General features: G+C 41.7%; 25 protein-coding genes. 12 read left to right on the top strand and 13 right to left on the bottom strand.

Annotated elements, in window-relative coordinates; all coding sequences use genetic code 11:
* Nucleotides 1-114 precede the first annotated feature (114 nt).
* A complete protein-coding gene (locus tag GXP67_RS37290) occupies nt 115-336 on the top strand; it encodes a PspC domain-containing protein (RefSeq protein ID WP_162442551.1) in 222 nt (73 codons plus the stop codon).
* Here the strand turns inward: GXP67_RS37290 and GXP67_RS07435 are convergent.
* The 4 genes from GXP67_RS07435 to hisS form a co-directional block, all read right to left on the bottom strand.
* A complete protein-coding gene (locus GXP67_RS07435) occupies nt 333-1,349 on the bottom strand; it encodes a glycosyltransferase family 2 protein (RefSeq protein WP_162442552.1) in 1,017 nt (338 codons plus the stop codon). The two genes, GXP67_RS37290 and GXP67_RS07435, sit on opposite strands and share 4 nt — an antisense overlap.
* A gap of 1 nt (nt 1,350) precedes the next feature.
* Complete coding sequence (locus GXP67_RS07440) at nt 1,351-1,683, bottom strand: YbaB/EbfC family nucleoid-associated protein (protein WP_162442553.1); 333 nt, start codon at nt 1,681-1,683, stop codon at nt 1,351-1,353.
* A gap of 165 nt (nt 1,684-1,848) precedes the next feature.
* Nucleotides 1,849-3,813 carry a T9SS type B sorting domain-containing protein gene (locus tag GXP67_RS07445; protein WP_162442554.1) on the bottom strand — a complete coding sequence of 655 codons (1,965 nt, stop codon included), beginning with the start codon at nt 3,811-3,813 and terminating at the stop codon, nt 1,849-1,851.
* A 57-nt stretch (nt 3,814-3,870) separates the two neighbouring features.
* Nucleotides 3,871-5,244, bottom strand: coding sequence for a histidine--tRNA ligase (gene hisS, locus GXP67_RS07450; RefSeq protein WP_162442555.1), 1,374 nt, complete (start codon nt 5,242-5,244; stop codon nt 3,871-3,873).
* Between the two features lie 196 nt (nt 5,245-5,440).
* Here hisS and GXP67_RS36945 point away from each other — a divergent pair, with 196 nt between their 5' ends.
* The 6 genes from GXP67_RS36945 (at nt 5,441) to GXP67_RS07475 (ending at nt 9,642) form a co-directional block, all read left to right on the top strand.
* Nucleotides 5,441-5,602: a hypothetical protein gene (locus GXP67_RS36945; RefSeq protein WP_197901657.1), complete on the top strand. Its 162-nt coding sequence runs from the start codon at nt 5,441-5,443 to the stop codon at nt 5,600-5,602.
* Nucleotides 5,603-5,749: 147 nt separating this feature from the next.
* Nucleotides 5,750-6,154 (top strand): rhodanese-like domain-containing protein, encoded by a 405-nt coding sequence (locus GXP67_RS07455; RefSeq protein ID WP_162442556.1) that lies wholly within the window; start codon nt 5,750-5,752, stop codon nt 6,152-6,154.
* An 80-nt stretch (nt 6,155-6,234) separates the two neighbouring features.
* On the top strand, nt 6,235-7,011 hold the full coding sequence (locus GXP67_RS07460; protein ID WP_162442557.1) for an EI24 domain-containing protein: 777 nt from the start codon (nt 6,235-6,237) through the stop codon (nt 7,009-7,011).
* 91 nt (nt 7,012-7,102) lie between these two features.
* Entirely contained in the window at nt 7,103-8,467 is a 1,365-nt protein-coding gene (locus tag GXP67_RS07465; RefSeq protein WP_162442558.1) for an NAD-dependent succinate-semialdehyde dehydrogenase, read from the top strand.
* Nucleotides 8,468-8,682: 215 nt separating this feature from the next.
* The gene (locus GXP67_RS07470) at nt 8,683-9,078 is read left to right on the top strand and encodes a hypothetical protein (RefSeq protein WP_162442559.1); all 396 of its coding nucleotides are present in this window, start codon (nt 8,683-8,685) and stop codon (nt 9,076-9,078) included.
* A 129-nt stretch (nt 9,079-9,207) separates the two neighbouring features.
* Nucleotides 9,208-9,642, top strand: a complete 435-nt coding sequence (locus GXP67_RS07475; RefSeq protein ID WP_162442560.1) for a response regulator — start codon at nt 9,208-9,210, stop codon at nt 9,640-9,642.
* A gap of 90 nt (nt 9,643-9,732) precedes the next feature.
* Here GXP67_RS07475 and GXP67_RS07480 read toward each other — a convergent pair whose 3' ends face one another.
* Nucleotides 9,733-10,029, bottom strand: a complete 297-nt coding sequence (locus GXP67_RS07480; protein WP_162442561.1) for a hypothetical protein — start codon at nt 10,027-10,029, stop codon at nt 9,733-9,735.
* Nucleotides 10,030-10,353: 324 nt separating this feature from the next.
* Here GXP67_RS07480 and rplM point away from each other — a divergent pair, with 324 nt between their 5' ends.
* From rplM to tsf, 4 genes are all read left to right on the top strand, one after another.
* The gene (rplM, locus tag GXP67_RS07485; RefSeq protein WP_162442562.1) at nt 10,354-10,797 is read left to right on the top strand and encodes a 50S ribosomal protein L13; all 444 of its coding nucleotides are present in this window, start codon (nt 10,354-10,356) and stop codon (nt 10,795-10,797) included.
* Nucleotides 10,798-10,896: 99 nt separating this feature from the next.
* The gene (gene rpsI, locus GXP67_RS07490; protein ID WP_162442563.1) at nt 10,897-11,283 is read left to right on the top strand and encodes a 30S ribosomal protein S9; all 387 of its coding nucleotides are present in this window, start codon (nt 10,897-10,899) and stop codon (nt 11,281-11,283) included.
* 136 nt (nt 11,284-11,419) lie between these two features.
* Entirely contained in the window at nt 11,420-12,256 is an 837-nt protein-coding gene (rpsB, locus tag GXP67_RS07495; protein ID WP_162442564.1) for a 30S ribosomal protein S2, read from the top strand.
* Nucleotides 12,257-12,381: 125 nt separating this feature from the next.
* Nucleotides 12,382-13,215 (top strand): translation elongation factor Ts, encoded by an 834-nt coding sequence (gene tsf, locus GXP67_RS07500; protein WP_162447834.1) that lies wholly within the window; start codon nt 12,382-12,384, stop codon nt 13,213-13,215.
* A gap of 81 nt (nt 13,216-13,296) precedes the next feature.
* Here the strand turns inward: tsf and GXP67_RS38530 are convergent, their stop codons facing one another.
* The 3 genes from GXP67_RS38530 to sppA all read right to left on the bottom strand — a co-directional run bounded on the left by GXP67_RS38530 (nt 13,297) and on the right by sppA (nt 16,957).
* Nucleotides 13,297-13,914, bottom strand: a complete 618-nt coding sequence (locus GXP67_RS38530; protein WP_162442565.1) for an AlbA family DNA-binding domain-containing protein — start codon at nt 13,912-13,914, stop codon at nt 13,297-13,299.
* Between the two features lie 82 nt (nt 13,915-13,996).
* Complete coding sequence (gene bioB / locus GXP67_RS07510; protein WP_162442566.1) at nt 13,997-14,989, bottom strand: biotin synthase BioB; 993 nt, start codon at nt 14,987-14,989, stop codon at nt 13,997-13,999.
* A 204-nt stretch (nt 14,990-15,193) separates the two neighbouring features.
* Entirely contained in the window at nt 15,194-16,957 is a 1,764-nt protein-coding gene (gene sppA, locus GXP67_RS07515) for a signal peptide peptidase SppA (protein ID WP_162442567.1), read from the bottom strand.
* A gap of 160 nt (nt 16,958-17,117) precedes the next feature.
* Between sppA and folK the strand changes: the two genes are divergently transcribed.
* Nucleotides 17,118-17,603 carry a 2-amino-4-hydroxy-6-hydroxymethyldihydropteridine diphosphokinase gene (gene folK / locus GXP67_RS07520; protein WP_162442568.1) on the top strand — a complete coding sequence of 162 codons (486 nt, stop codon included), beginning with the start codon at nt 17,118-17,120 and terminating at the stop codon, nt 17,601-17,603.
* A gap of 4 nt (nt 17,604-17,607) precedes the next feature.
* On the opposite strand, the gene GXP67_RS07525 is transcribed toward folK, so the two are convergent.
* The 5 genes from GXP67_RS07525 to GXP67_RS07545 all read right to left on the bottom strand — a co-directional run bounded on the left by GXP67_RS07525 (nt 17,608) and on the right by GXP67_RS07545 (nt 26,846).
* Nucleotides 17,608-19,551, bottom strand: coding sequence for a polysaccharide biosynthesis protein (locus GXP67_RS07525; protein WP_162442569.1), 1,944 nt, complete (start codon nt 19,549-19,551; stop codon nt 17,608-17,610).
* 86 nt (nt 19,552-19,637) lie between these two features.
* Nucleotides 19,638-20,510 (bottom strand): ACP S-malonyltransferase, encoded by an 873-nt coding sequence (gene fabD, locus GXP67_RS07530; protein ID WP_162442570.1) that lies wholly within the window; start codon nt 20,508-20,510, stop codon nt 19,638-19,640.
* A gap of 138 nt (nt 20,511-20,648) precedes the next feature.
* Nucleotides 20,649-21,044, bottom strand: coding sequence for a thiol-disulfide oxidoreductase DCC family protein (locus GXP67_RS07535; RefSeq protein ID WP_162442571.1), 396 nt, complete (start codon nt 21,042-21,044; stop codon nt 20,649-20,651).
* A gap of 106 nt (nt 21,045-21,150) precedes the next feature.
* Nucleotides 21,151-23,913: a T9SS type B sorting domain-containing protein gene (locus GXP67_RS07540; RefSeq protein ID WP_162442572.1), complete on the bottom strand. Its 2,763-nt coding sequence runs from the start codon at nt 23,911-23,913 to the stop codon at nt 21,151-21,153.
* Nucleotides 23,914-24,068: 155 nt separating this feature from the next.
* Complete coding sequence (locus GXP67_RS07545) at nt 24,069-26,846, bottom strand: T9SS type B sorting domain-containing protein (RefSeq protein WP_162442573.1); 2,778 nt, start codon at nt 26,844-26,846, stop codon at nt 24,069-24,071.
* Nucleotides 26,847-26,876: the final 30 nt, after the last annotated feature.

Raw genomic sequence — 26,876 nt, forward strand, 5'->3', positions numbered from 1 at the left:
TGCGAAATTATTGTTATAAATAAATTTATTACTATTTTACCGACACTTTTTTTGTAAATAACGTATAAAACAGCTATGTTCAACCTACGTTTTTTTATAAAATTTGTTTAACCTATGCATAAAATTCAATCATTTTTCGAAAACCAGGCATTTGGGGTATGTACTCGACTGGGCGAAAAGTTAGGAATTTCGATCTGCAGCATTCGTTTATTTTTTATTTATAGCTCCTTTCTAACGTTCGGCTCCCCAATTATTGTATATCTGTCCCTGGCTTTTATTATAAATATGCGAAAACACCTTCGCCGCAATAGTCATCCTTCTGTCTGGGAATTTTAAAATAGCAGTTCACTAAATTTTTTTTTCTTTTCTACAAAAAAGGCATACACGATACTGCCGTCGTACATTTGAGCATATCTTGTATCATGAGTTTGCGGAAGGCCCTGCTTTCTGCGGCTTCTCCACAATAAAAAATACCTGTAAAAATTAAAATGAGCGCCCACTACTGCCAGAAAATCCCTGGGTGAATCTGATATCAGAAATTTAATGGCGGCTATTCCATCCAGTATCAGCCGGATAAAAATAACAGGCAACAGCTGAGAGGCCGGAAGATTTTTATACAGCAACACTAATCCATTCCTGAAATTGAGAAATGTTTTCCTTGGATTCGATTTAGGCAAGGTACCTCCGCCAATGTGGTATACTTCACTCTGTCCACAGGTATACATGGTGTATCCGGCATTTTTCATTCTCCAGCAAAGGTCTATTTCTTCCATATGTGCGAAAAAATATTCATCCAGTCCTCCGGTTTTCCAATAAGCTTCAGCCCTCACAAACATGCAGGCACCGCTTGCCCAGAAAACTTCCTTTGTATCATCATATTGCCCGGTATCTTCTTCCAGGCTTGTAAAAATTCTTCCCCGGCAAAAAGGATAACCCCACTTATCGATAAACCCACCGGCAGCACCAGCATATTCAAAAAGGTGTTTCTGGTGAAAATACTTTATTTTGGGCTGGCAGGCACCAATGTTACGATTACTGTTCATCAGTTGTATCAGCGGATTAAGCCAGCCTAGCGTTACTTCCACATCTGAATTCAGCAGAACATAATAATGCGTTTGTATCTGCTGTAAGGCCAGGTTATATCCTTTGCTGAATCCCTCATTTTTTCCTAATAAAATAACCTTCACCGAAGGAAACAGACTTGAAATCAATTCAACCGAACCATCGGTAGAACCGTTGTCTGCTACAATCACCTGACTATCCGGACTGTATTGAACCACTGAGGGAAGAAATTGCTCCAGGTATTTTTTTCCATTATGGTTCAATATGACCACCGCTACTTGTGTCATCTTACAGCAGGCTGCTCAGGTCCATGCCAGGAATATTGGGTAATATACCTTGTGTCGTTTTTTTGAGTTCCTCCCGGGCTTTACCATCTACTTCAGCTAAAGCTTTATTTACTGCGGCTACTACCAGGTCTTGCAGCATTTCCCGGTCATCAGGCTTAATAACGTCTGGGTCGATCTCAATTTTGACAACCTGTTTTTTTCCGTTCACAGTGGCTTTTACCATACCGGCACCTGCCTCGGCACTGGCTTGTATGTGAACGAGGTTATCCTGGGCTTCTTTCATTTTTGCCTGCAAATCCTTGATTTTGCCAAGCATTCCCATCATATCAAACATATAGATTGGTGTTAGGTTAACGTTAGATTGTTTATTTTTATTAAAACATGGATTTATACAAATGCCCGGATAGGGTAACCCAGCTTCACATTATGATAAAGTATGGCAATGTATGTTTATTTGGCTAGATTTCGATGAAAATTTCTGCAGAAGCATCTAAAAATGCTATCTGATCAATAGTAAACTTCCTTTCCGGTTGTAAGTTCTTCCAACATAATCTTCTGTCTGTAGAGAGTATACATAATTACCATTCGGTGCTTGTTTACTATTTAAAGTGCCATCCCAGCCTATACTTATATCATCTGATGAAAAGACAATTTCTCCCCAGCGGTTATAAATCATGAGTTTATATTTTCTCACAAATATTCCCCTCACCTCAAATGTTTCATTCAGGTTATCGCCATTGGGCGTAAAGGCGTCTGGCAGATATAACTGCTGGTTTTGAATAATCTCCGCCATGTTGGAATAACTATCTGGTAAATCTGCCTGAGTAGGTTCAGTTCGTATCCGGAAACGCAGGATTTGTGAGGTATTATCTGGTTGCTGCAACAGGTCAATGATCGTAGAAAGTGAACTTGCGGCATTCTGGCTGGCATATACATTATGCTGCTCATCTAATTTTTCGATTACATAGCGTTGTACGCCATTCATCCAGCCCCGGTAAGGTGTCCAGGTGAGTTCAATAACAGTATTTGTAATTTTTCCACTCAAGCGTACTGGACAGGCGCTTTCTCCAGGCAATGAAGTATTACCACAAGCATCGGTATATAAAATCCGGTAGCAATATTCATTTATATGGGGTTGTGCTTTACTTTTTTCATCGGCATAGGTAAGGCTGGTTGTACGATCCAGTTCCAGAAAGTCACCTCCGTTATCTGCCCGAAAAATGGTAAACTGAGACCCGGTTACACCTGGAGCCAGTAGCCAGGAAAGCACAGGAATATTATTCTCAATACTTACAGTCAGGTTCTGAATCGCAGGCTGCCTTGTATTAGAAATGGCTTGTATACACACCTGGTTAGAGACAGAAATAGCTCCACTTAAGGTTTGACCAGTAATCTGGTAACAATATTCGTTGGGGCATTGCACCTGGGTATCTGTAAAATTACGTTGCGAGGGAATAGCTATTTGTGAAAATACTTGATTATCCCGTTGTACCGAAAACTGTTGAAAAGGAATATTGGCCTGTTGCCAGGAGAGTTCATTGTGATTATTAGCTGCAGTGCCTGAAAGTAACAGACTGCTCACTTCTTCCGAAGAAACCTGGTTATTACAGATATCTGTAGCTACTATCTTATATATATAGGTAGTTTGCCTGGTATTCAACCCAGTAATCGTACTAATAGTCGTTCCATCCGGTGGATTAGGGATGCTGGCAACCTCCTGGTATAGGCTGCCTATACTGTTTTTCTGAAATATTTTATAGCTCAGATAAGAGAGTGCCTGAAATTGCAGCTCAATTTCTGTTGTATTTTTTACCTCAATCCGGTTAATCCTGGGAGTAATTAATTCCTGAATGGGTGTAATTATCTGGCTGCTGGAATTTCCACAAACCCCTCCTGGCGGATTAGGCTGAATGTTGTATTGTCCGGTAACTATAATCGTTTGCTGGATAATATTGATATACGTATGATTGATACTTCCATTCGGTGCCAACGTTTGTGTAGTGCCATCTCCAAAATTGACAATGTAAAAATCGTAAACAGGTTCGGTAATTTTCACATTCACTGTATTTCCCCGGCATGAACTTACCTGGAACGCAGGAGCAGGCGTAGCTAATACTTCAATATAATCGGTACGGGTAAGCGTATCGCCTCCGCCAGACGAAAGATAATTCCCTACTTGTTTAATCGTATATTTTCCGGGAATAGTAAAAGTATGGCTGGTAGCAGCGGTAATTATATTGGTATTGCCATAAATATACCCTATTTCCGTACCATCCGTTGAGCAATTAGTTACATCAATGGTGAGAGGGGCACAACCTCTGGTAATAGTAGCTGTAAAACAAGGTCCTGGCTGTGCCAGCACTGGAATAAGCGCGAATAGCCAGAGAAAAATTGCACCGGCAATTCGGCTTACACCATATCTTTTTTTTAGAGAAGTGTAAAAAGTATGGTTATGCCTGGGCATCCGGTCTGTTTTTGATTGATGCAGATATATTGCTGCTTGGTTGTAGATATGTATAAATTAACCTGCCTGAACAATGCGGATAAGTTCTTCCAGACTTACTTGCTGCTGCTGGCCGGCTTGCATGTTTTTTAACGTGAGTTTACCGCTGCTTATTTCATCGGAGCCAATGATTACCACAAAAGGAATTTGTTTATTGTTGGCATAATCGAGCTGTTTTTTCAGTTTTCCGGCATCCGGATAAATTTCGCTCTTGATTCCGCTTTCCCGTAATTTTTTCAGCAAAGGCAAAGTATATAGTAATGCTTCTGCATCGAAATGACTGAACATAACCCTGGTCGTTGTCTGGTTGTGAGCTGGGAAAAGCTGTAATTCTTCCATCACATCGTAAATTCTATCTACGCCAAAAGAAAAACCTACACCGGAAACGCCTTTTAAGCCAAAAGCACCGGTCAGGTTATCGTAACGGCCACCTCCGCTGATGCTGCCGATCTGCACATTATTTACCTTTACCTCGAAAATAGCGCCTGTATAATACGAAAGTCCACGCGCTAAAGTAATATCAAAATTAAGGTGTGTATTAGCAAGGCCAAACCCTTCCACATAACCCATCATGGTTCTGAGTTCCTGCAAGCCTTTTTTACCGGTTTCTGAGGCAGCAAAAATAGCATCAAGTTTGGCCGCTTTTTCTGCAAAATTGCCTTCTACTTCAAAAATAGGATCAAGCTTCTGAATGGATTCCAGAGCAAATCCTCTTTCTTCCAGCTCTTTTATTACGCCTTCCTTACCAATTTTATCGAGTTTATCAATAGCAACACACAAATCGCCTTCTTTGCCGGGATACCCAATTACTTCCGAGATAGCCGATAATACCTTCCGGTTGTTGACTTTAATGGTGAAATCTCCAATACCCAGTTTCTCCAGCACTTCATTGATCATCAGTACAATTTCAGCTTCGCACAGCAATGAATCTGTTCCTACCACATCCGCATCACATTGGTAAAATTCCCTATAACGGCCTTTCTGCGGACGGTCAGCCCTCCACACTGGCTGTATCTGGTAGCGCTTAAATGGAAAAACCAATTCATTGCGGTTCATCACTACAAAGCGGGCGAAAGGAACAGTAAGGTCGTATCGTAAGCCTTTTTCTGAGATTTTAGATGTTAATTTTTTATAACCATTCTCCATATCCTGAGCAGATACTTTTTCTAGAAAATTACCTGAATTTAATACTTTAAACATCAACTGATCGCCTTCATCACCATACTTACCAGTAAGGACAGATAAATTTTCAAGGGCAGGCGTTTCTATAGGTAGAAAACCGAATTTCTGGAAGATGGCTGTAATGGTTTGAAAGATGAAATTCCGCTTTACCATTTTATCTGGTCCAAAGTCGCGGGTTCCTTTCGGTAAGGTAGATTTCTGGTTACTCATGCAAGCAAAATTTCTGCAAAACTAAGAAAAAAGCGGATGAATGTGTTTGAATGGATGAGCTTACAGAGTTAAAAACATAAGATAAGCCCATCTAATTATTAATAAAAAACTGATTCGGTTTCAATAAGTCAAAGCTTTTTTTGCAAATGTTCACATAAACTTTTAAGTTTGCACCTCAATTCAAACAAATACGATCATGGCCGTTACCAGATTAAAAAGAAAAGAAAAAAGAAACAGAGCCAAAGCTAATAACAGAGTAGAAAGAATCAAGCAACTGATAAAAAAGCCTGTTATTAAAAATGTGGACATAGAAGCCATTAAGCAGGATTTTGCTGCCAAAGCTGGTCAGGCTAAATAAGTTTTCTCCCGGTTTACCTCTACTTTCGGATACATACAGGTGATGCAGCAGCTTCACCTTTTTTATTTTATAGCAGCCAGGAAATTTTCTTCTATGGTTTATGTTATCTTTAAGTAAGCAAGTTTGCCCTCTAAAACCAGACTACGCATGAAAAAATATGTGTTTCTCCTCCCCTATGTAGTTTCCCTGTTGCTACTAGCTGCTTGCGCCAAGTCACAAAGCGATTTTGTGTACAAAGAACTGGAACCTTCCGATTTTCAGCGAAGCCTGCAAGCTCAAAATGGTATGTTACTGGATGTGCGTACACCTGAAGAGTACACCAAAGGTCACCTCAGCGATGCACTTAACATTGATTATAAAAACGATGATTTTGAGAGCCAGCTTAAAAAGCTCGATACCACCAAAACCTATTTTTTGTATTGCAAAGGAGGTGTACGTTCAGAAAAAGCGGCGGATTTGATGAAAGAACTGGGTTTTAAACAAGTATATAACCTAGATGGCGGAATTGATGCCTGGCAAGAAGAAGGCCTTCCGGTAAGTAAACAGGAATAGTTGAGATAATCCAGGGTTAAGCTCTGGATAATTGAACTGAAATTACGATTTTCGCAGGCATCGTACCAAAACAATGCTGTATGCGATTTTTTAAAGAAGCCGCTACCGGAATGGGTAGCTACCCCAAAGCTGTTTCCTTCATTAGCACCCATCGGCTGTGGTGGTATGTGATTATTCCTGCCATTATTAATTTGTTGATTTTTTTTGCCTTAGGCACCCTGCTTTGGGAATTTTCCGGTATGATCAGCCGCTGGCTAATTGATATAACAGGCGTTGACACACTTACCGGAACGCTAGGAACTATACTGGAATGGCTGATGGCAATTCTTGTGAAACTAATTTCTTTTCTGCTTTATTTTAAATTTTACCGCTATACCATTCTTCTGCTTTCGGCGCCGGCACTGGCACTTATTGCCGAAAAAACCCAGGAAATCCTCACCGGACAGTCACATCCTTTTCAGGTTAAGCAACTCATTCATGATATTTTCAGAGGTCTGGCCATTACTTTAAAAAACCTTTTTCTTGAACTATTACTCACTATTCCTTTATATCTGCTTGCATTTATTCCACTCATTACTCCTTTTGCAGGTCTTCTGGTTTTGTGTATTGAAAGCTATTTTGTGGGGTTTTCAATGATAGATTACCGCAATGAATTCAGGCGGTTATCTGCTTCACAGAGCCGGGCATTGATCCGCCATCACAGAGGACTAGCTATCGGGAATGGGCTGGCTTTTAACCTGCTTCTGATCATTCCTTTTGCTGGCGTATTACTGGCGCCCCCACTGGCAGTAGTAGCCGCTGGTTTGGCAGCGAATCAGTTAATTGATGCTGCAGAGGAAATTCAAGTCAAACATTAATATACCTTCGTGCAAAAGTTTCGCGTTTCAATAACACAGACTCGCTCTATTTGCTTTTTCTGTAAACATATATTACTGACCCACTACTGATATGCCCATACAATCTGTAAATCCTTATACCAACCAGCTTGTCAGAAGTTTTGAAGAAGACTCAGAAGAGAAGGTGAACCAGGTACTGGAACTGGCCGAAGATACTTTCCGGTTCTGGCAGAATACTACCTTTGCACACCGACGGGAACTCATGAAAAAGGCAACCAAGGTTTTGTTAAAAAACCAGCAGAAGTATGCCCAGCTCATGACACTAGAAATGGGAAAACTGCTTAAAGATGGCATAGAAGAGGTGAAAAAATGTGCCATTGGTTGCGAGTATTATGCAGATAATGCCGAAAAATTTATGCAGGATGAGCTGATTCAGGCCGAAGGAACACGTAATCTGATAAGCTACCAGCCGATTGGTGCCGTTCTGGCTATTATGCCCTGGAATTTTCCATTCTGGCAGGTATTCCGATTTGCTGCGCCGGCACTAATGGCTGGCAACGTAGGCGTGCTCAAACATGCTTCCAATGTGCCTCAGTGCGCCATGGCCATAGAATCTGTATTTCTAGAAGCCGGTTTTCCGCAAGGTGCTTTTCAGAGCTTACTCATTGGTTCAGAAAAGATTGAAACGCTCATTTCCCATGAAAATATTAAAGCCGTTACCCTCACTGGAAGTGAAGGAGCCGGATCAACTGTAGCACAACTGGCTGGAAAATATATCAAAAAGACAGTTCTTGAACTCGGCGGCAGCGACCCATTTATTGTACTGGCAGATGCTGATCTGGAATATACTGCCCAGATGGCCGTAAAAGGCCGCATGATTAATACAGGACAAAGTTGTATCTGTTCCAAACGCTTTATTGTTCTCGAATCTGTAGCAGCTCCGTTTATTGAAGGAATGAAAAAATATATGCTTCAGTTGAAAGCTGGTGACCCACAAAAGGCAGATGTAGACTATGGGCCAATGGCCAGGGAAGATCTGGCCAATGAATTACTGGAGCAAGTGAAGGAATCTATAAAAAAAGGCGCTAAAATTATTACTGGTGGTGGCCGCATCAATCGCACAGGTGCATTTTTCACGCCTACTATACTTACAGGCGTGAAGCCGGGAATGCCTGCTTATGAGGAAGAATTATTTGGCCCGGTAGCTTGTATTATTACGGTGAAAGATGAGGCAGAAGCCATTCATGTGGCCAATGATTGTAAATATGGCCTGGGGGCTTCTATCTGGACTAAAGATTTGAAGAAAGGGGAAGCACTCGCCAGAAAAATTGAATCAGGCATGGTATTCATTAATGACATTGTAAAATCAGATCCCAGATTCCCGTTTGGAGGCGTAAAAAGGTCAGGGTATGGACGGGAGCTGGCTGGCATCGGCATCCGGGAATTTACCAACATTAAAACCATCCGGGTGAAATAAATAAGCTTACAAAAAAGGGCTGGTTTTTATCGTACAGGCAGATGGGCTCATTTAGAAAATACCTGGAAGTGGGTATTTTTCTGAATCTGTACTTTCTATATCTTTCCCCGAATGGAACATAATTGCTAAGGGAAAGTATGCTTAAAAATGCCTGATTATCTGATACCATTATATACAAATGTACAGTTTTGGTTAATTCACATCATAATAATTTTATGAACACACAAAATCACCTCCAGGCAAAAGCTGAACAGTTGCGTGAAAAGCTCCGTAAGCAACAGGAAGAAATTCATACAGCCAAACAATTGCAGGCTGAAAAAGAAGCAGATGAATTAAAATTAATATTCTCAGCTGATTTTCCTGAATTATACCGGTTACTGCTCGGCTCAGAAGCTACCATTGCCGCAAATGTTGCCCCTGGAAAATCCAAAAAGTCAATTATTATTAGTTTACATAAGCAGGTTGAGATAATTTATGAAGAGTTGACCAGAGCAAAGCATAAATGGAGTTTGCGGGGTAAAGACTATTTACCCACCCAGGAAAACAGCCAGCCAAGCGATCTTACAGATGAGGAGAAATTGATCGTTTCTGTTGCTGATGCCCTGTCCTGACCTGTTTACAATTGGTTCTGCTTATATATACCTCGGTAAAATACTGCGCAACCATTGAACTGTTCGCAGAATTTTACGTTTTGAATGGATATGTCTACCTATTGCTTCACCATTTTATCTTCTACATGAATGCCAAACATTAACAAAGTATTTATTATTGACGACGATACAATTAGCAGTTTTATTGCCCAGTCTACCATTGAGCAAATGAGCAACAAGCTGGAAACAATTATTTTTGAAAATAGCCGTCAGGCTTTAGATTACCTGCAGGAGAACTGCCTGTCTGCATCCGGAGACACCCAAGTACCAGTGCAAGATTGTTTTCCACAACTCATTTTCCTGGATCTGAAAATGCCAGGCATGGATGGCTATGAATTTTTAGCCGAATTGAATAAAATGCCAGGGGTGCAACCTAAACATACTTCTGTTATTATTTTAAGCAGTTCCCCTTATTACCGGGAAAGAGAAAAAATAGATGAATTTAATTTTTTAGGCTATATCGAAAAACCAGTTACGCAGAGGAAAATTCAGGATGTACTCGATATTAAGCAGCTGGTGCTGTAAAGATGTTGAGGATATTGCCATTCAGCTTTTGAGAAGTATGTATAACATAAAAACCCGGTTTTAAGCCGGGTTTTTATGTTATACAGGATGTTATTTATCTTTCTCAAATCCTTCCATTTTAACGAGTTTATTGTATAAACCCAGAAGTAAGAATGGAGCTGGCCATTGTCCTACAAAAAGAGCTTCTTCGTCTTTTTTCATAATTTTCAGCGTAGCAGAAATAGCCATTGAACCTAAAGCTGCCCATAGAAATAAATCTGAGGGTAATTTTGCTGTGTATTTTTCAATGGTTGCTGCTACCGGACCTTCTTTGTATGCTGGATTAAAGCTATCTGCTTTACCTTTTAATTCTTGAGCTTTGTTTTTTAATTCTTGAGACTCTATCATTTTTTTACATGTTTAAGGTTACAGCTATAAAAACGGAGGAAGTACTTTTAGAGTTATACTTAACATCCAAATAAACATCAATTTCGTGCTATTAGTGAAAAAAAGAGCAAATTTTAACATCAGGTTACCAGCCATATAGCAGACTAACTGGGATAAAATTAAAATGAAATCTCTATTGTATTTCAGGGAAATAGCCTTTACATTTGCACTCCGTTTTTAAAGAAAACAAGAACAGCACAAAAAGTATAATTAAAGTATGTATTGTTTTTGCATTCCAAAGAATTAGTAAACGTTTGTAAATCACACTATTAAAATTTTTAACAAGTGGATACCTTAAGTTATAAAACCATTTCTGCCAACCAGGCAACCGTTGAAAAAGGATGGGTTCTGATTGATGCACAGCAGGCAGTATTAGGCCGTCTGGCAAGTGATGTTGCCAAAATTATCAGAGGAAAAAATAAGCCTAATTTTACTCCTCACGTAGATTGCGGCGATAATGTGATTGTTATCAATGCAGATAAAATCCGGCTTACCGGCAGAAAATGGACTCAAAAAGAATATATTACTCACACTGGTCATCCTGGTGGTCAGCGCTTTGCAACTCCCAGAGAATTAGCCGCCCGCAATAGCGCCCTCATTATTGAGAGAGCGGTACGCGGAATGTTGCCAAAAAATAGTTTAGGCAGAAAGCTTTTCCATAATTTGTACGTATATAATGGCGCTGAGCATCCACATGAAGCCCAGCAACCTAAAACAATAAAATTATAATTGAAGTTTTAGCTATAAGCCATCCGCTTGTAGCTTTTTATATTACACCAAAAATAAAACTGCTGAAAGTCTACCCTTTTCAGCCTAACTAAAAAACAAATGGAAGTTGTTAATACAATTGGCAGAAGAAAAACCTCAATAGCCAGAGTTTACCTGACTCCCGGTAAAGGTGAGATCACAGTAAACCAGAGAAATGTGAAGGAATACTTTGCATCCGACATTCTGCAAACCATCGTAAATCAGCCTTTCAGTGTAGTATCTGCACTAGGCAGCTATGATGTAAAAGCAAATGTAGCTGGCGGTGGTACAACCGGTCAGGCAGAAGCCTTAAGAATGGCAATTGCCAGAGCATTGTGCGGCGTAAATGCGGAATATCGTCCTGCCCTGAAAAAAGAAGGTTTCCTTACCAGAGATCCAAGAATGGTAGAACGGAAGAAATACGGCAGAAGAAAAGCCCGTAGAAGATTCCAGTTCAGCAAACGTTAATCATCTCCTTGTTGGTTGTTCATGGTTTTAAGGGATAACCAGCGATTAATACTTAAATAAGCTTTGCTTGTAGAGACCGATGCAGGGCTTGCCGCAAAAAGCGGATTTTATTCAACATCTTACAAAAACAATTAAAATGGCTCAACTACAGTATAAAGATCTTCTGGACGCAGGCGTGCATTTTGGCCACCTTACCAGAAAGTGGGATCCAAGGATCGCTCCATATATATTCATGGAGAAAAACGGGATTCACATCATTGATTTAAACAAAACCCTGGCGGCTTTAGAAGATGCTTCAAACGCTGTAAAACAGATCGTGCGCTCCGGCCGGAAAATCATGTTTGTGGCTACTAAAAAGCAAGCGCAGGAAGTGGTAGCAGAAGAAGCAAGAAGGCTGAAAATGCCTTATGTTACCGAAAGATGGTTAGGCGGTATGCTTACCAATTTTGCTACGGTGAGAAAATCCCTCAAAAAAATGTCTTCTATTGAGAAGCTGATGAAAGAGGAAGCGTTTACCAACATGGCGAAACGTGAAAGACTGATGGTAACACGTGAGAAAGATAAATTACAGAAATTGCTGGGTGGTATTGCTGATCTGACCCGTTTGCCTGCTGCCTTATTCGTAGTAGACGTAAAAAGAGAGCATATTGCTATTGCAGAAGCACATAAATTAGGGATTCCTGTATTTGCTATCGTAGATACTAACTCTAATCCTGATAGTGTAGATTTCCCGATTCCTGGCAATGATGATGCTTATAAATCTATTTCTATCATTACCCATGCCATTGGTAGAGCCATAGAAGATGGATTAATGGAGAGAAAGAAAGATAAAGATGATCAGAAATTACAGGAAGAAGAAGAAACCAAGCGTTCTGTAGATGCGGCTGCCAGCAAAAAGGCTGCCTCTGCCCCTGCTCCGGTAGCTGAAGTTGCTGAAGACACGGAAGAGCCAGAAACAGAATCAGAAGCATAATATTTTGTAATACTCACTGCATAAAAGCAGGCAAAATTGAACATTGAGCTTTTGATTCAGTGTTCAATTTTTTTTAAGTACAGCTTATAAACCAAACCCTATATCAAAACTAAAAACGTATCATGATGGCTACTATTTCAGCACAAGACGTAAATAAACTCCGGCAAATGACCGGCGCCGGTATGATGGATTGCAAAAAAGCCTTAACCGAAGCCAATGGCGATTTTGAAGCTGCCATTGATATCCTAAGAAAAAAGGGTCAGAAGGTATCTGCTTCCCGTTCCGACAGACAAACTTCTGAAGGCGCTGTTTTTGTAAAAGTAAATGATGCAGGCACCACTGCTACACTGGTAGCCTTAGGTTGTGAAACGGATTTCGTGGCTAAAAATGAAGAATTTCAGAAACTGGGAAATACTGTATTGGATGCAGCCGTTAAAAACGGAATGGACACAGCAGGCGAGTTACTTGCCCTGCATGTAGATGGCCGTCCGGTATCTGAGCATCTGACTGACCTGATGGGTAAAATCGGCGAGAAAATTGAAATTGTTGCTTTCGAGAAACTGGAAGGCGAAAAAGTAGTGCCTTATGTTCACTCTAATGGTAAATTAGGCGTACTGCTTGCCCTTAAAAATACAGGTAATACTGATGTGACTGAAGTAGGGAAAGACGTGGCTATGCAGATTGCGGCCATGCGTCCGGTAGCTGTGGATAAGGATGGTGTGGATGCCGCTACGATCGAGCGTGAAATCGAAATTGGAAAAGAACAAGCCCGTGCCGATGGAAAACCTGAAGCGATGCTTGAAAAAATCGCCATGGGTAAACTGAACAAATTCTACAAAGACAGTACGTTACTAAATCAGGAATTTGTAAAAGACAATTCTAAAACGGTAGCACAAGTACTAGATAGTGCACATAAAGGATTAACCGTATCAAATTTCAAAAGAATACAAATTGGTTAATATCCAATCTCATCAAATAAAAAAGCCCTGTTAAAAGGGCTTTTTTATTTGATGCCTATAAGAAACAAGCTCATTACCTGATTATTTCAAGGAATACGTAACTGGTGTTTGTTTATCATGAATAAGTAAAATTCCCTGCCAGACTAATTCTTTCAGAATAGAAGCAGCTCTGCCTTCAGAAACATTAATCATTTTGGCATATTTTTTAATTGTAACCGATTCATGCTTTTGCAGAAAGGTCAGCAAGGTTTTAATATTTCTGGAGGCAGAAACATTGTTTACGGGTGTAGAGGAACCATTCTGGAGGACCTTTGTCATTTCCTGTCCGGCGGGAACACTTTTATCTTTCGCTCGAACATAAACTGTTTTTTCACCTCCATTTCTGACAATATGCGGTTTCTGCTCACTTTCGTTAATATAAACAGCCAATACCTGCCGTCCTGCTGCTTCAAAAACCTGGTATGATAGTTCAACAACAGGCTCGCAATAAAAGGAAGCTGCCTGCTCAATTTTCTGCATTTCCTGTAATTCCGACTGGATACCAGAGATTTTACCACTATCGGATACACCTACTAATAATGTTCCTCCTTTGGTATTAGCAAATGCAGAAAGAGTTTTGGCTATTTTCAGCGCACTGTCTACAGTACTCTTAAATTCTATGGTTGGCCCCTCTCCTGCTGCAATTAGTTTTTCAAGCATAGCTAAGTATCTAGTAACTGAACAAACGTATATACTGGTATTCAGGTTGATAACAACTCACGCTTCTTACCACCATATACGATTACAAGGGAATTTGCTCAAATTTTACAGCCACACCATCTTTAAATGCTTTGCGCGGTTTCAGGTTCAGCACCTGAAACATTTGCTTATCTGCATCTACTTCCGGATTAGGTGTAGTGAGGAGTTTATCACCGGCAAAGATAGAATTAGCACCGGCCAGAAAACACAAAGCCTGCTCTTCTAGGTTCATGCGTACTCTCCCTGCAGAAAGCCGGATCATGGCTTTAGGCATAATAATACGGGCAGTAGCAATCATCCGCACCATTTCCCACACAGATACTTTTTCCTGGTCTTCTAGTGGGGTTCCTTCAACAGGCACCAGTGCATTTACCGGCACTGATTCCGGATGTTCGGGCAGGTTTGCCAGAGTATGCAGCATACCTATTCTGTCTTCTACTGCTTCTCCCAATCCGATAATGCCACCGGAACAAACAGAGATGCCACTTTTGCGCACATGATCCAGCGTTTCAAGCCTGTCGTCGTAGGTACGGGTAGTAATAATTTTGTCGTAGTGTTCGGCACTGGTATCCAGGTTATGATTATAGGCATATAAGCCCGCATCTTTTAATTTAAGCGCCTGTTCTTCGGTTAACATGCCCAGCGTACAACACACTTCCATGCCTATCTGATTTACTCCCTTCACCATGTCCAGCACCCGGTCGAAATCTTTATTGTCGCGCACTTCCCGCCAGGCAGCGCCCATACAAAAACGTGTACTTCCGGATTCTTTTGCTTTGCTGGCGGCAGCTAATACTTCTTCAGTGGGTAATAATTTATGGGTTTTAACATTGGTATGATACCTGGCTGCTTGTGGACAATAGGCACAATCTTCGGGACAGCCACCGGTTTTTACAGATAACAGGGTGCATACCTGTACTTCCTGTGGGTCGTGGTGTTGCCGGTGAGCAATAGCTCCTTTAAAAATTAAATCCAGTACTGGTAAGTGATATATAGCAGAAATTTCCTCGCGGGTCCAGTTGTTTCTGATGTTCATAAGAATAAGGTTTGGTTTTGAGCAAGACGGCTGTTTGAAGATTTAAGTAATAAATGAATATATGATAATAGATGAATTTGTATTATTCTGCGACCTTTCACATATGCATTACTTACAGCCAGCAATATAAACATAAATGGCTAAATTGATAAATATGTACCAATTTAGCCATTACTCAGGAAAAATTAACGTTAATTGATGGGCTTATTTTAATACCACATCAAATGGCAGCCTGGCCTGAATTCCTTCCCAGCTTCTGATTTTTTCCAGCGATTTTACATAAGGAGTCATAGCGCCATATTTACTTTCCATAATTCTTTCTTCGGCCTCATCATTCATATCGCTGAACAACTCCTGAATAAATGTTTTTTGTGCCGGATAATACCGCACCCGGAAATCTTTGTCTACTTTAGCTGCCTTGGCCGCAATAGCAATGGCATCATCCAGGCCACCTAATACGTCTACCAGTCCATTTTCCTTGGCTTCTAAGCCAGTCCACACCCGGCCGGAAGCTAGCTTTTTGAGAGAATCTACCGGCATATCACGGCCTTCTGCTGCTTTGCTGGTAAAAATATCATATCCTCTGTTTACACTGCTCTGTATCACATTTCTTTCAAAATCTGTAAGCGTATGCGTAGGATAACCTAAATCTGCATACTTATTGGTTTTAACGTTATCCGTCGTCATGCCGAGTTTATTTTTCAGAAAATTCTCTACATTAAACAGTACTGCAAAAATACCTATTGAACCTGTAATGGTATTCGGATGCGCCACAATGGTATCGCAAGCCATCGCCATATAATATCCACCTGAAGCCGCCAGATCAGACATGGAGGCAATTACTGGTTTTGCTTTTTTAGCCTCTACTACTTCCCGCCACATTACATCAGAGGCCAAAGAACTACCTCCGGGTGAATTGATACGCAACACTATAGCCTTTATTTTTTTATCCAGGCGGGCTTTGCGGATTTCAGCGGCTATCTTATCAGAACCAATGGTGTTGTCATCACCTTCGCCAGAAGTAATATCGCCAGAAGCTACAATTACAGCTATGCGGTTATCAAAACTACCTTGTTTAAGTAATTTTTCAGCTTTCAGGTATTTGGATAAGCTAATAAAGCCTATTTTCTTGTCAGAACCTAGTTTGAGCTTTTTCTTAATAGCCGCATCTACCTCATCATAATACCCCAGGTTGGTAATTAGTTTATATTTGAGCGCATCTTCTGGTTCCCGGATCAGCAAGGAATCTTCCAGTTTCCTCACCTCTTCTACTGGCAGTTTTCTGGCTTTGGAAATATTGCTAATGGTAAAATTATTAATGGAGTTCAGATAAGAAATGGTTTGTGCCCGGCTGGGTTCACTCATTTTATCCAGGAAAAATGGTTCAACCGCACTTTTATATTCTCCCACTTTAAAAATCTCAGGCTTTATATCCAATTTTTCAAAGGTACCTTTCAAAAATAAAACTTCCGCACTGATCCCATTTAGTTCAATTCCTCCCACCGGATGCAGGTAAATTTCGTCGGCAACAGAAGCCAGATAATAGCCTTTTTCTGTATAGTATTCGCCATATGCCGTTATAAATTTACCGGAAGATTTAAAGTCTATAAGTGCATTGCGAATTTCTTCAATGGTAGCATACCCGGCATCCAGAAACATATCCATTTCCAGGTAAATGCCTTTTATATTATTGTCTAACTTCGCATTGGCAATGGCCTCCCGGATTTGGATTAGCCCCACATTGGCCTCAGGTGTAAAAGGGAGTTCGAGTTCGTCCAGGGGATTGTCTCTTCCTCTTTCAACAATGGGTTTATCAAACTTGAGTTTTAATACAGAATTAGCCTCTACCTTTACCGGGTCGGTGGAAGAAGCTGAAGCCGCAATACCCATCACAATAAATAGCAGTAGGAAAGAAAATATGACCAAACCTATGATGGTTGCAAAAACAAACTTAAGAAATTGAAGCATAATGGATTAAAAAGTTATACATGTTAAATAACAAATCAGCCTACCTTATTTACACAGATCAATGAAATAACATAAATTCACTAATGTGCCTGCATAAATAGAATTATAAAATATAACAAAGTTATAAAACAGAATACATACTTTTGGTTTTTTTACATGAATGGCAACTATTTCATATTTATTGCTGGGCAGTAATCTGGGTAGCAAACAGCTAAATCTCGAACAAGCCAGAACACTACTCTCCTTACAAGCTGGAAATATCACTAAGCAGTCGGCTGTGTATCAAACGCTTGCCTGGGGAAATACTGATCAGCCGGCCTTTCTGAACCAGGTACTTGAGATACAAACTGATCTAAGCCCTCAAATGTTGCTTCAAAAAATCAATGAAATTGAAAAGAATTTGGGCCGGGAGCGGCGAGCCCGCTGGGAATCCCGGTTGATTGATATTGATATTCTATACTTTAATACGCTGGTAGTCGAAACGGAAGTTCTAATCATTCCACATCCGCAAATCGCTTACAGGCGTTTCACCCTGGTACCTTTGGCTGAAATCGCCCCTGATTATATTCATCCGGTATTACAACAAACCAATTTGCAATTGCTTCAAAATTGCCCGGATACGCTGGATGTACGTGTTGTTACTTAGATCTTTAATTCACCGATGGCTGCGGATTATCAAGTTTCTCATACACTGAATTCTGGCTGATATATTCGGGAACGATCTTCTTCATACAAAGAATGACTGCTTCATTGTTATGCAGAGGCAAGAGATTAGATAAATCCATCAGTTGTTCCTGAATCAACTGGAAATCATATTTACGTACTTTGGCAATCAATATCTGTGGATGGTGTGTAGGCTTGGTATTTTCCTCATTGCTAAGTAATTCCTCATACAATTTTTCGCCAGGGCGCAGACCAGTAAATACCAGTTGAATGTCTTTTCCAAGTGTTAAGCCGGAAAGTTTAATCATTTTCTTAGCCAGATCTACAATTTTGATAGATTTACCCATATCAAACAGGAATATCTCCCCTCCTTCACCCATACTCCCTGCTTCCAAAACTAACTGGCAAGCTTCAGGAATAGTCATAAAATAACGGGTAATATCCGGGTGGGTAATGGTAACTGGCCCTCCCTGCGCAATTTGTTTCCTAAACCTGGGAATAACAGAACCATTGCTCCCCAGCACATTGCCAAACCTGGTCGTGATAAATCGGGTGGTACGTTGAACAGGTGATGGTTTCTGGGCAAGGTGATTATTGAGAGATTGAATATAAATTTCTGCAACACGTTTGGATGCTCCCATTACACTTGTTGGGTTTACAGCCTTATCGGTAGATATCATCACAAATTTTTCTACTCCATGTTTGGCAGAAAGATCGGCTACAATCTTAGTACCCAGAATATTAGTTAGTACCGCTTCTGATGGATTATCTTCCATTACTGGTACATGCTTATAAGCAGCCGCATGAAAAACAATATCTGGTTTATAGTTCCGGAAAATCTTTTCCATCCGGTTGGCATTGGTAATATTACATATTCTGGTTTCAAAGTTTATCTTAACCGGCATTTCAGATAATTCCAGTTCCAGGTCATATAATGCTGATTCTGCCTGATCAACTAACACCAGCTTTTTTGGCAAAAAGGGTAATATCTGGTGTGTCAGTTCGCTTCCAATAGAACCAGCGGCACCGGTAATCATAATTGTTTTTCCTTCAATATCTTTGCTGATCTTGGATTTATCCAGGCTTATAGGATCACGGCCTAATACATCTTCAATGTTTACATCCTTTATCTGTTTCAGGCTCAGTTCGCCATTGATCCATTTTTGAACCGGAGGAATACTTCTGGCTTGTACACCAAAAGCCAGGCAATAATCAATGATCTCCTTTTTTCGTTCAGGTGAAATTCCCTGGATAGCAATAATAAGCACTTCTACCTGCTTCTGACGGATTATCCTCGATAAATTATCCGCTGTATTCTGATAGATAGGAACGCCATCAATGGTGTTTTTTACCTTTGCAGGATCATCATCCAGAAAAGCCACTACATTCATATTATTATCTTTGTCCTGCGAAATGGTGCGTTTAGTAATTACACCAGCTTCTCCAGCACCATAAATAATTATATTCACTTTCTCGCTCGACTGGCTGCTCTGCTGGTTTTTCCATTCAAAATAAATGATCTTAACCAGAATCCGGAAGGCAGCCATGCTGAGCATAGACACACAATAATCTATAATGAGAATAGAAACCGGGATAATATATATCTGGGTATAATAATAATATATCAAATCTATTAGCAGGAGGATCAGCAAACTATAGGTCAATGCATAAAAAATGCGCTTGGCATCTTCTACACTGGTATATTTTATAATGCCTGCAAAGCTCTTGGTAATCAGAAAAAATACCAGCTTTAAAGAAACCACCAGTATAGCAGCCAGTGAAAATGAGGGCCATTCTATATGGGATAATTCAAAATTAAATCGTAATAAAAAGGCTAAGAAAATAGAAATCAGGCAAATAATTATATCTATCTGAAGGATAGTCCATCGGGGTATTACTTTAATCAGGCTATATACCGGTAGTGGTTTCATAGGTTTCTTTCAAAGCCATTGTATAAAAAATACTTAATTTGTATTTATATCAATGGCAGGTTTCAGGTGCACTTTCAAATTAATAATTAGATGCTGGCAACCGAAGCTTCAGGACTGATTTTTTTTACCAATCCTTGCAATACTTTTCCAGGTCCGCATTCAATAAATGTACTTGCTTCATCATTAACCATGTTTTGCACAGACTGCGTCCAGCGTACCGGGGCAGTCAGTTGTGCAATCAGGTTTGCTTTAATAGTTTGTACATCTGTAGCTGGTTGTGCATTTACATTCTGATATACAGGACAAGAGGGGGTATTAAAAAATGTTTTTTCAATGGCTACTGCCAGTTGTTCTTTGGCTGGTTCCATTAATGGAGAATGAAAAGCCCCTCCTACCTGCAGAGGCAATGCCCGTTTAGCGCCAGCTTCTTTTAGTTGTATGCAGGCAATCTCAATTCCTTTCATACTTCCGGAGATCACCAGTTGCCCAGGACAATTATAGTTGGCAGGAACCACAATCTCATCGATCTGGGCACATACTCTCTCTACTGTTTCGTCGTTGAGGCCTAAAATAGCTGCCATCGTAGAAGGATTGAGTTCACAGGCCCGCTGCATAGCCTCTGCCCGTTGTGAAACCAGACGTAAACCATCTTCAAAGGATAAGGTTCCATTAGCTACCAGTGCAGAAAACTCTCCCAGGGAATGCCCGGCTACCATATCAGGCCGAAAATCTTCTGCAACACTGGCTAATATTACTGAATGTATAAATATGGCTGGTTGGGTTACATTGGTCTGTTTGAGTTCTTCATCCGTACCGGTAAACATGATCCGGGTGATATTAAATCCGAGAATGTCATTGGCTTGCTCAAACAAGTTTCTGGCTTTGGTGGATTGCTCGTACAGTTCTTTGCCCATGCCAGTGAATTGCGATCCCTGACCAGGAAAAATATATGCTCTCATCTATGAATATAAAAACAGGCAGCTAATTTAAGAAATACGGAACAAAATAGGTAATAAGTTTCAAAACTTCCATTGTTTTTATTTAAAACTGTACTACAATCCGTAAAAACGAATAAACTGAATTAAAATGGAGGGAAGTTAAATAAACTTACGATTCAATTCAGCGCTTGGCAAGCGGCAGGAGTCACTTCTGCCAAATAATTTATATCGGTTTTTAGCAATAAGTGTATAAAAAATATCCCGAACGGGTGCTGGTATAACTATGAATAGATAAAACAGTGGCCACCCACCACTTAATTCACTCGCTATCTTTAAAGCTGCTGTGGATTTTTTAAATACTTTGTCTCCTTTGATTAATATCAAGCTGTCGTAATCGTTCTGAGGGATAGCAATTTTGCATTTTTGTATAGCTTTTTGTCCGCTTTCTGATTGAAGCGCAGCAAACACAAATTTATTGTGTGTATCCCGGTCAATTATAAAGTTTACACTGGCATTACACAAGTTACAAACCCCATCAAATAGTATAGTATACATAACTTCTTATAATAGTATTATCACCACTCCCTTTTAACAAGCAGAATGCCCGGATTAATTCCAGGCATTCTGTATATCTTAAATTAGGCTTTAGCAATTGGGTTATTTACCTCAACACGTGGACCCAACCTTTGATCTCGACAAGTTCATCCTTTCTGCTCAGGCGGGCAAACCTAACCTTGGCTAGATAATAATATACCCCTGTGCTCACCTGCCCTCCTCCTGATCCCTCACCAGAACTCAATCTTCCATCCCAGTTGATAAAGATGTTGTCTTCACTTTCAAACACACTCCTGCCCCACCGGTTGTGAATGCTGATCTCTACCTTCTCCACAAACAAAGGACATTCAAAGGGTCTCAGCTCATCATTCTTGCCATCCCCATTGACTGTGATCACATTGGGCAGCTCATAATAGGGACAGTTGTCCTTGCAGACTTCATTGCTCGGATCACTCTCCTGTCCATCCTCATCCACTGCTGTCAGGTAATAACACCCGGCAAAAGAGCGCAGGCCACTGTGGACATACTCCCTTGCTGTAGCAGGCAAACTGGCAATCAACTCATAGTCCTCATCCTCCATATAACGCTTGTAATACAACCTGTAGCCCACCACATCCTCATCACATGAGGCACTGATCGCGGCCGGTTCCCAGGTAAGCTTGTTTGAGAAAGAACTCAGATTACAATTGCCTTTGTCAGCTACAAACGAAGCACAATCCAACACATCTATGGCAAGCAAAGGCGGACAAGGCTTCAAGGTATCAAGCGGAGATGCACAGATCACCTGTGACTTGTTAAGCAAAGGTGAGGGTATCTTACTGGTGCTGTAGCTGCCTGAGGTTTCCACATAGTAACAATACAGCGAATCCTCATCCAACACGATCCCATTGCCTGTGTCTGTAAAGCGGAAAGAGCTTTCTGCCCCTACCTCCACAGTGGCAATCAACTCAAAACTGCCTTTGGCTGCTCTGCTTTCCCTGTATACCTTATGAGTGGTGTTGGCATTGCTCCAGGGCACCTGTGCCTGCCAGCTTAACTCAATGGCATTCACCACCGGTGTGGCTGTCAACCTAACACTGGAAGCCGATTGGGTGGAATCCTGCAGACCGGCTCCTGTGTAGAAAAACAAGACATAGTGATAGACAGAATCAGCTGTGTTCAGGCTTTTGTCAAGGTAAGTAGTATCTCCTGCTGTGGCCTGAGAAAAACTGTTCAGTGTTACTGTGCGGATTCGCTGCAAAGCTCCTCCTTGAAAACCATTGCCTCTGTACAAATCATAACGGTAAGGTCCGGGATTGACTTTGGTGTCTAACTCCAAAGGCTGTATCCACTTCACTAAGATCTCTCCTTGTGTGGAAGAAGTGGCTTGCACATCCACATTTGTAATAAAGGGCATGTCCAGGCTCAGAGCGGTACAGGCTTCAGCCGAAGCTAAACTTTCTCCTCCCTGTGGCGGGGCAAACCCGGCTACGATCCTATAGGAATAGTTGGTGCCCGGATCAAGTCCCAATCCATTGTTGGTATCAATAAATGTTGTAGTGCCGATGGGCACCCTGCCGATCTCCACATAGCCGGTGGCAGCCACAAGGCCGGTGTTACACACACTGGTATCAATGTCTGTACAGCCCACTCTTCGGTAAATGATCATTTCAGCCGCATTTGAACAGGTGTAAGCATCCCAGGAAAGTTGCATGTTGGCGCCCTGAGGAGTAGCCCGCAAACCTGTTGGTCTTGGACCCACCACCGTGATCTGCCATACCTTGATGTCCACTAGTTTTCGTGACGTATCAGGAGAAGGTAGATCTTCTGCCCGGAACACCACCTGATAAGGTTCCTTTCTCACATGCACACACTCACTGTTTGCCCAGGTAAAGGTGCCGGTAGTAGGTTGATTAAGTGTTGGAGCAGTGGCTGAGAAAGTAGGCCGGGTGGGAGGAAAATTAGCCTGAAACAAGCCGCTGCTGGCAGTCAGGCGGATTCTGTTCTTATCCGGGTCAGTGGCAGTGGCCACCCCCTGCAGAAAAGAGCCGGCCACAATACAGGTATCATTAGGTATTTCCAGGTTGGGCCGGTTGTTGGGATTGTCCCGGACTATGATCTGCATGTCCCGGACCACCTCCCCGATCTTGATCCCATTCCTCCATTCCTCGATTACAAACGCTACGTTGTATTCACCTGGCAAGTTTGGAGAATCCCATACTAAACTACCTTCCTGGTCTATACTAAAAATAGGCGCACCTCCTAATTCGCTTCTGCCACCCAATGCAGTTGGGTCCCGGTAACCACTGGCGGTTGTATTGGTAGATTGTTTAGGTACAAGTAATCTGTAAGCCAGGCTATCGCCATCGATATCGAAAGCATCCGGGTTATGCACAAAACGCTGTCCTACCCGGGCCAAGTCAATGGGTGGAATCCGCAATACAGGAGTATTGTTAATACCTATAGACTGGTTAATAAATAAGATGGTTTCTACATAAAAACTAATCTGGTCGGAGGGAGATGCCAGATTTACAATTCCTCCATTTCTATTTTCAATTTTGGTATTCACCACATACACACCAGGAGCACTGTAGGTATGAGTAAACGTAAAGGTAAGCTCTTCTGTCAGATTACCTAAATTTCTGGTAACACGGTCTTCAACCGTCTGGCTGGTGCCATCACCAAAATTGAGGGTAACTGATTGCTGAGGAACACCTTCTGTATCCCGGTATAGTTTGAAAGTAAAAATATAAGTTAAGGTATTCCGGTTAGCAGCACTTGTATCCCTAACAGCCGTGATTTCTCCTGCCCTAACGTGGGTGGCATGGGCTTTCACAAATGAGGCAAGAAACAGTATCAGAATGAGTAATATTCGTTGCGATGATAACATTCAATTAGGTATTTAGAAATTGGTACTATCAGATACTATTAAACGAAAAATTAGTTTCCGCTTATGTTCTGAAAACAAATTTTATTCATTTTTTAGCGTAATCCGAAAGAATATACAAAAATATAAACTAAAATAAAAGCAGGCTGAATTCTTACTTACCTAAGGACATGGACCCAACCTTTGATCTGAACCAGTTCATCCTTTCTGCTTAATCGGGCAAAGCGCACTTTGGCTAAATAGTAATATACCCCTGTGCTTACCTGGCCCTCTGAAGATACTTCTGTTACTAAAAGCCTTCCATCCCAATTGATGAAGATGTTGTCTTCACTTTCAAACACACTCCTGCCCCACCGGTTGTGAATGCTGATCTCTACCTTCTCCACAAACAAAGGACATTCAAAGGGTCTCAGCTCATCATTCTTGCCATCCCCATTGACTGTGATCACATTGGGCAGCTCATAATAGGGACAGTTGTCCTTGCAGACTTCATTGCTCGGATCACTCTCCTGTCCATCCTCATCCACTGCTGTCAGGTAATAACACCCGGCAAAAGAGCGCAGGCCACTGTGGACATACTCCCTTGCTGTAGCAGGCAAACTGGCAATCAACTCATAGTCCTCATCCTCCATATAACGCTTGTAATACAACCTGTAGCCCACCACATCCTCATCACATGAGGCACTGATCGCGGCCGGTTCCCAGGTAAGCTTGTTTGAGAAAGAACTCAGATTACAATTGCCTTTGTCAGCTACAAACGAAGCACAATCCAACACATCTATGGCAAGCAAAGGCGGACAAGGCTTCAAGGTATCAAGCGGAGATGCACAGATCACCTGTGACTTGTTAAGCAAAGGTGAGGGTATCTTACTGGTGCTGTAGCTGCCTGAGGTTTCCACATAGTAACAATACAGCGAATCCTCATCCAACACGATCCCATTGCCTGTGTCTGTAAAGCGGAAAGAGCTTTCTGCCCCTACCTCCACAGTGGCAATCAACTCAAAACTGCCTTTGGCTGCTCTGCTTTCCCTGTATACCTTATGAGTGGTGTTGGCATTGCTCCAGGGCACCTGTGCCTGCCAGCTTAACTCAATGGCATTCACCACCGGTGTGGCTGTCAACCTAACACTGGAAGCCGATTGGGTGGAATCCTGCAGACCGGCTCCTGTGTAGAAAAACAAGACATAGTGATAGACAGAATCAGCTGTGTTCAGGCTTTTGTCAAGGTAAGTAGTATCTCCTGCTGTGGCCTGAGAAAAACTGTTCAGTGTTACTGTGCGGATTCGCTGCAAAGCTCCTCCTTGAAAACCATTGCCTCTGTACAAATCATAACGGTAAGGTCCGGGATTGACTTTGGTGTCTAACTCCAAAGGCTGTATCCACTTCACTAAGATCTCTCCTTGTGTGGAAGAAGTGGCTTGCACATCCACATTTGTAATAAAGGGCATGTCCAGGCTCAGAGCGGTACAGGCTTCAGCCGAAGCTAAACTTTCTCCTCCCTGTGGCGGGGCAAACCCGGCTACGATCCTATAGGAATAGTTGGTGCCCGGATCAAGTCCCAATCCATTGTTGGTATCAATAAATGTTGTAGTGCCGATGGGCACCCTGCCGATCTCCACATAGCCGGTGGCAGCCACAAGGCCGGTGTTACACACACTGGTATCAATGTCTGTACAGCCCACTCTTCGGTAAATGATCATTTCAGCCGCATTTGAGCAGGTGTAAGCATCCCAGGAAAGTTGCATGTTGGCGCCCTGGGGAGTAGCCCGCAGCCCTGTTGGTCTTGGCCCTACCACCGTGATCTGCCAGACCTTGATGTCTACTAACTTATTTGGTGAATCATCACCAGTTCCTGGTAAATCTTCGGCTTTAAATACTACCTGATAAGGCTCTTTCCGAACATGCACACACTCACTCTGCCATTCAAATAGCCCTGTAACCGGAGACATCTGTAGGGCAGGTACCGTGAAGGTAGGCTTAGGTGCAGGAAAATTGTCTTGAAACAAGCCGCTGCTGGCAGTCAGGCGGATTCTGTTCTTATCCGGGTCTGTGGCGGTGGCCACCCCTTGCAGAAAAGAGCCGGCCACAATACAGGTATCATTAGGTATTTCCAGGTTGGGCCGGTTGTTGGGATTGTCTCTGACAATGATCTGCATGTCCCGGACCACCTCCCCGATCTTGATCCCATTCCTCCATTCCTCGATTACAAAGGCTACGTTATACAATCCTTGTAAAACTGGCGAATCCCACACCAGATCGCCAGTGAGAGAATCGATAGAAAATGTAGCTGGCCCTCTAGTTTCTGAACGGCCTGGAGGCTGCACCAAATGTGGATGACGATAGCCATTTACATTGCGATTGTATCCTAGTTGCGGTGTTGTCAGTCGGTATCTGAGCACATCCCCATCAATATCAAAAGCATCAGGATTATGAATAAATCGCTGTCCTACCCTAGCCAGGTCAATTGGGGCATTAAGCAATATAGGCGTATTGTTGATACCTACTGACTGGTTGATAAATAAAGTCGTTTTTACATGGAATGGTGTATTGAGTGAATCAAACATATTCAGCACCTTATCATTGCGATTTTCAACTGAAATATGTATAATATAAATTCCTGGAGCACTATAGGTATGGGTGTATATATAAGTAACTTTTTCTGTCCGATTTCCTATGGTATCCTTGCTTACTGGCTCTAATCTACCACTGCTTGTGCCATCCCCGAAAAACAGCTCTTCCGGACCCGCCTGCACACAAGAACCACACATATCCCGGTACATAGTGAAAGTGAAGATATAAGTTAATGTATTCCGGTTGGCAGCACTTCTATCTCGGACAGCTGTGATTTCACCTGCCCGAACATGGGAAGCATAGGCGCTTTCTACCAGAGCTAAACCCAGCAGTAAACAGAAAAAGGTGGATAAGAAATATCGCATAACCGGCTGAAAAAGGCTGTAAAACTGGAC

This window comes from Rhodocytophaga rosea (assembly GCF_010119975.1).
GTDB classification, from domain to species: Bacteria; Bacteroidota; Bacteroidia; order Cytophagales; family 172606-1; genus Rhodocytophaga; species Rhodocytophaga rosea.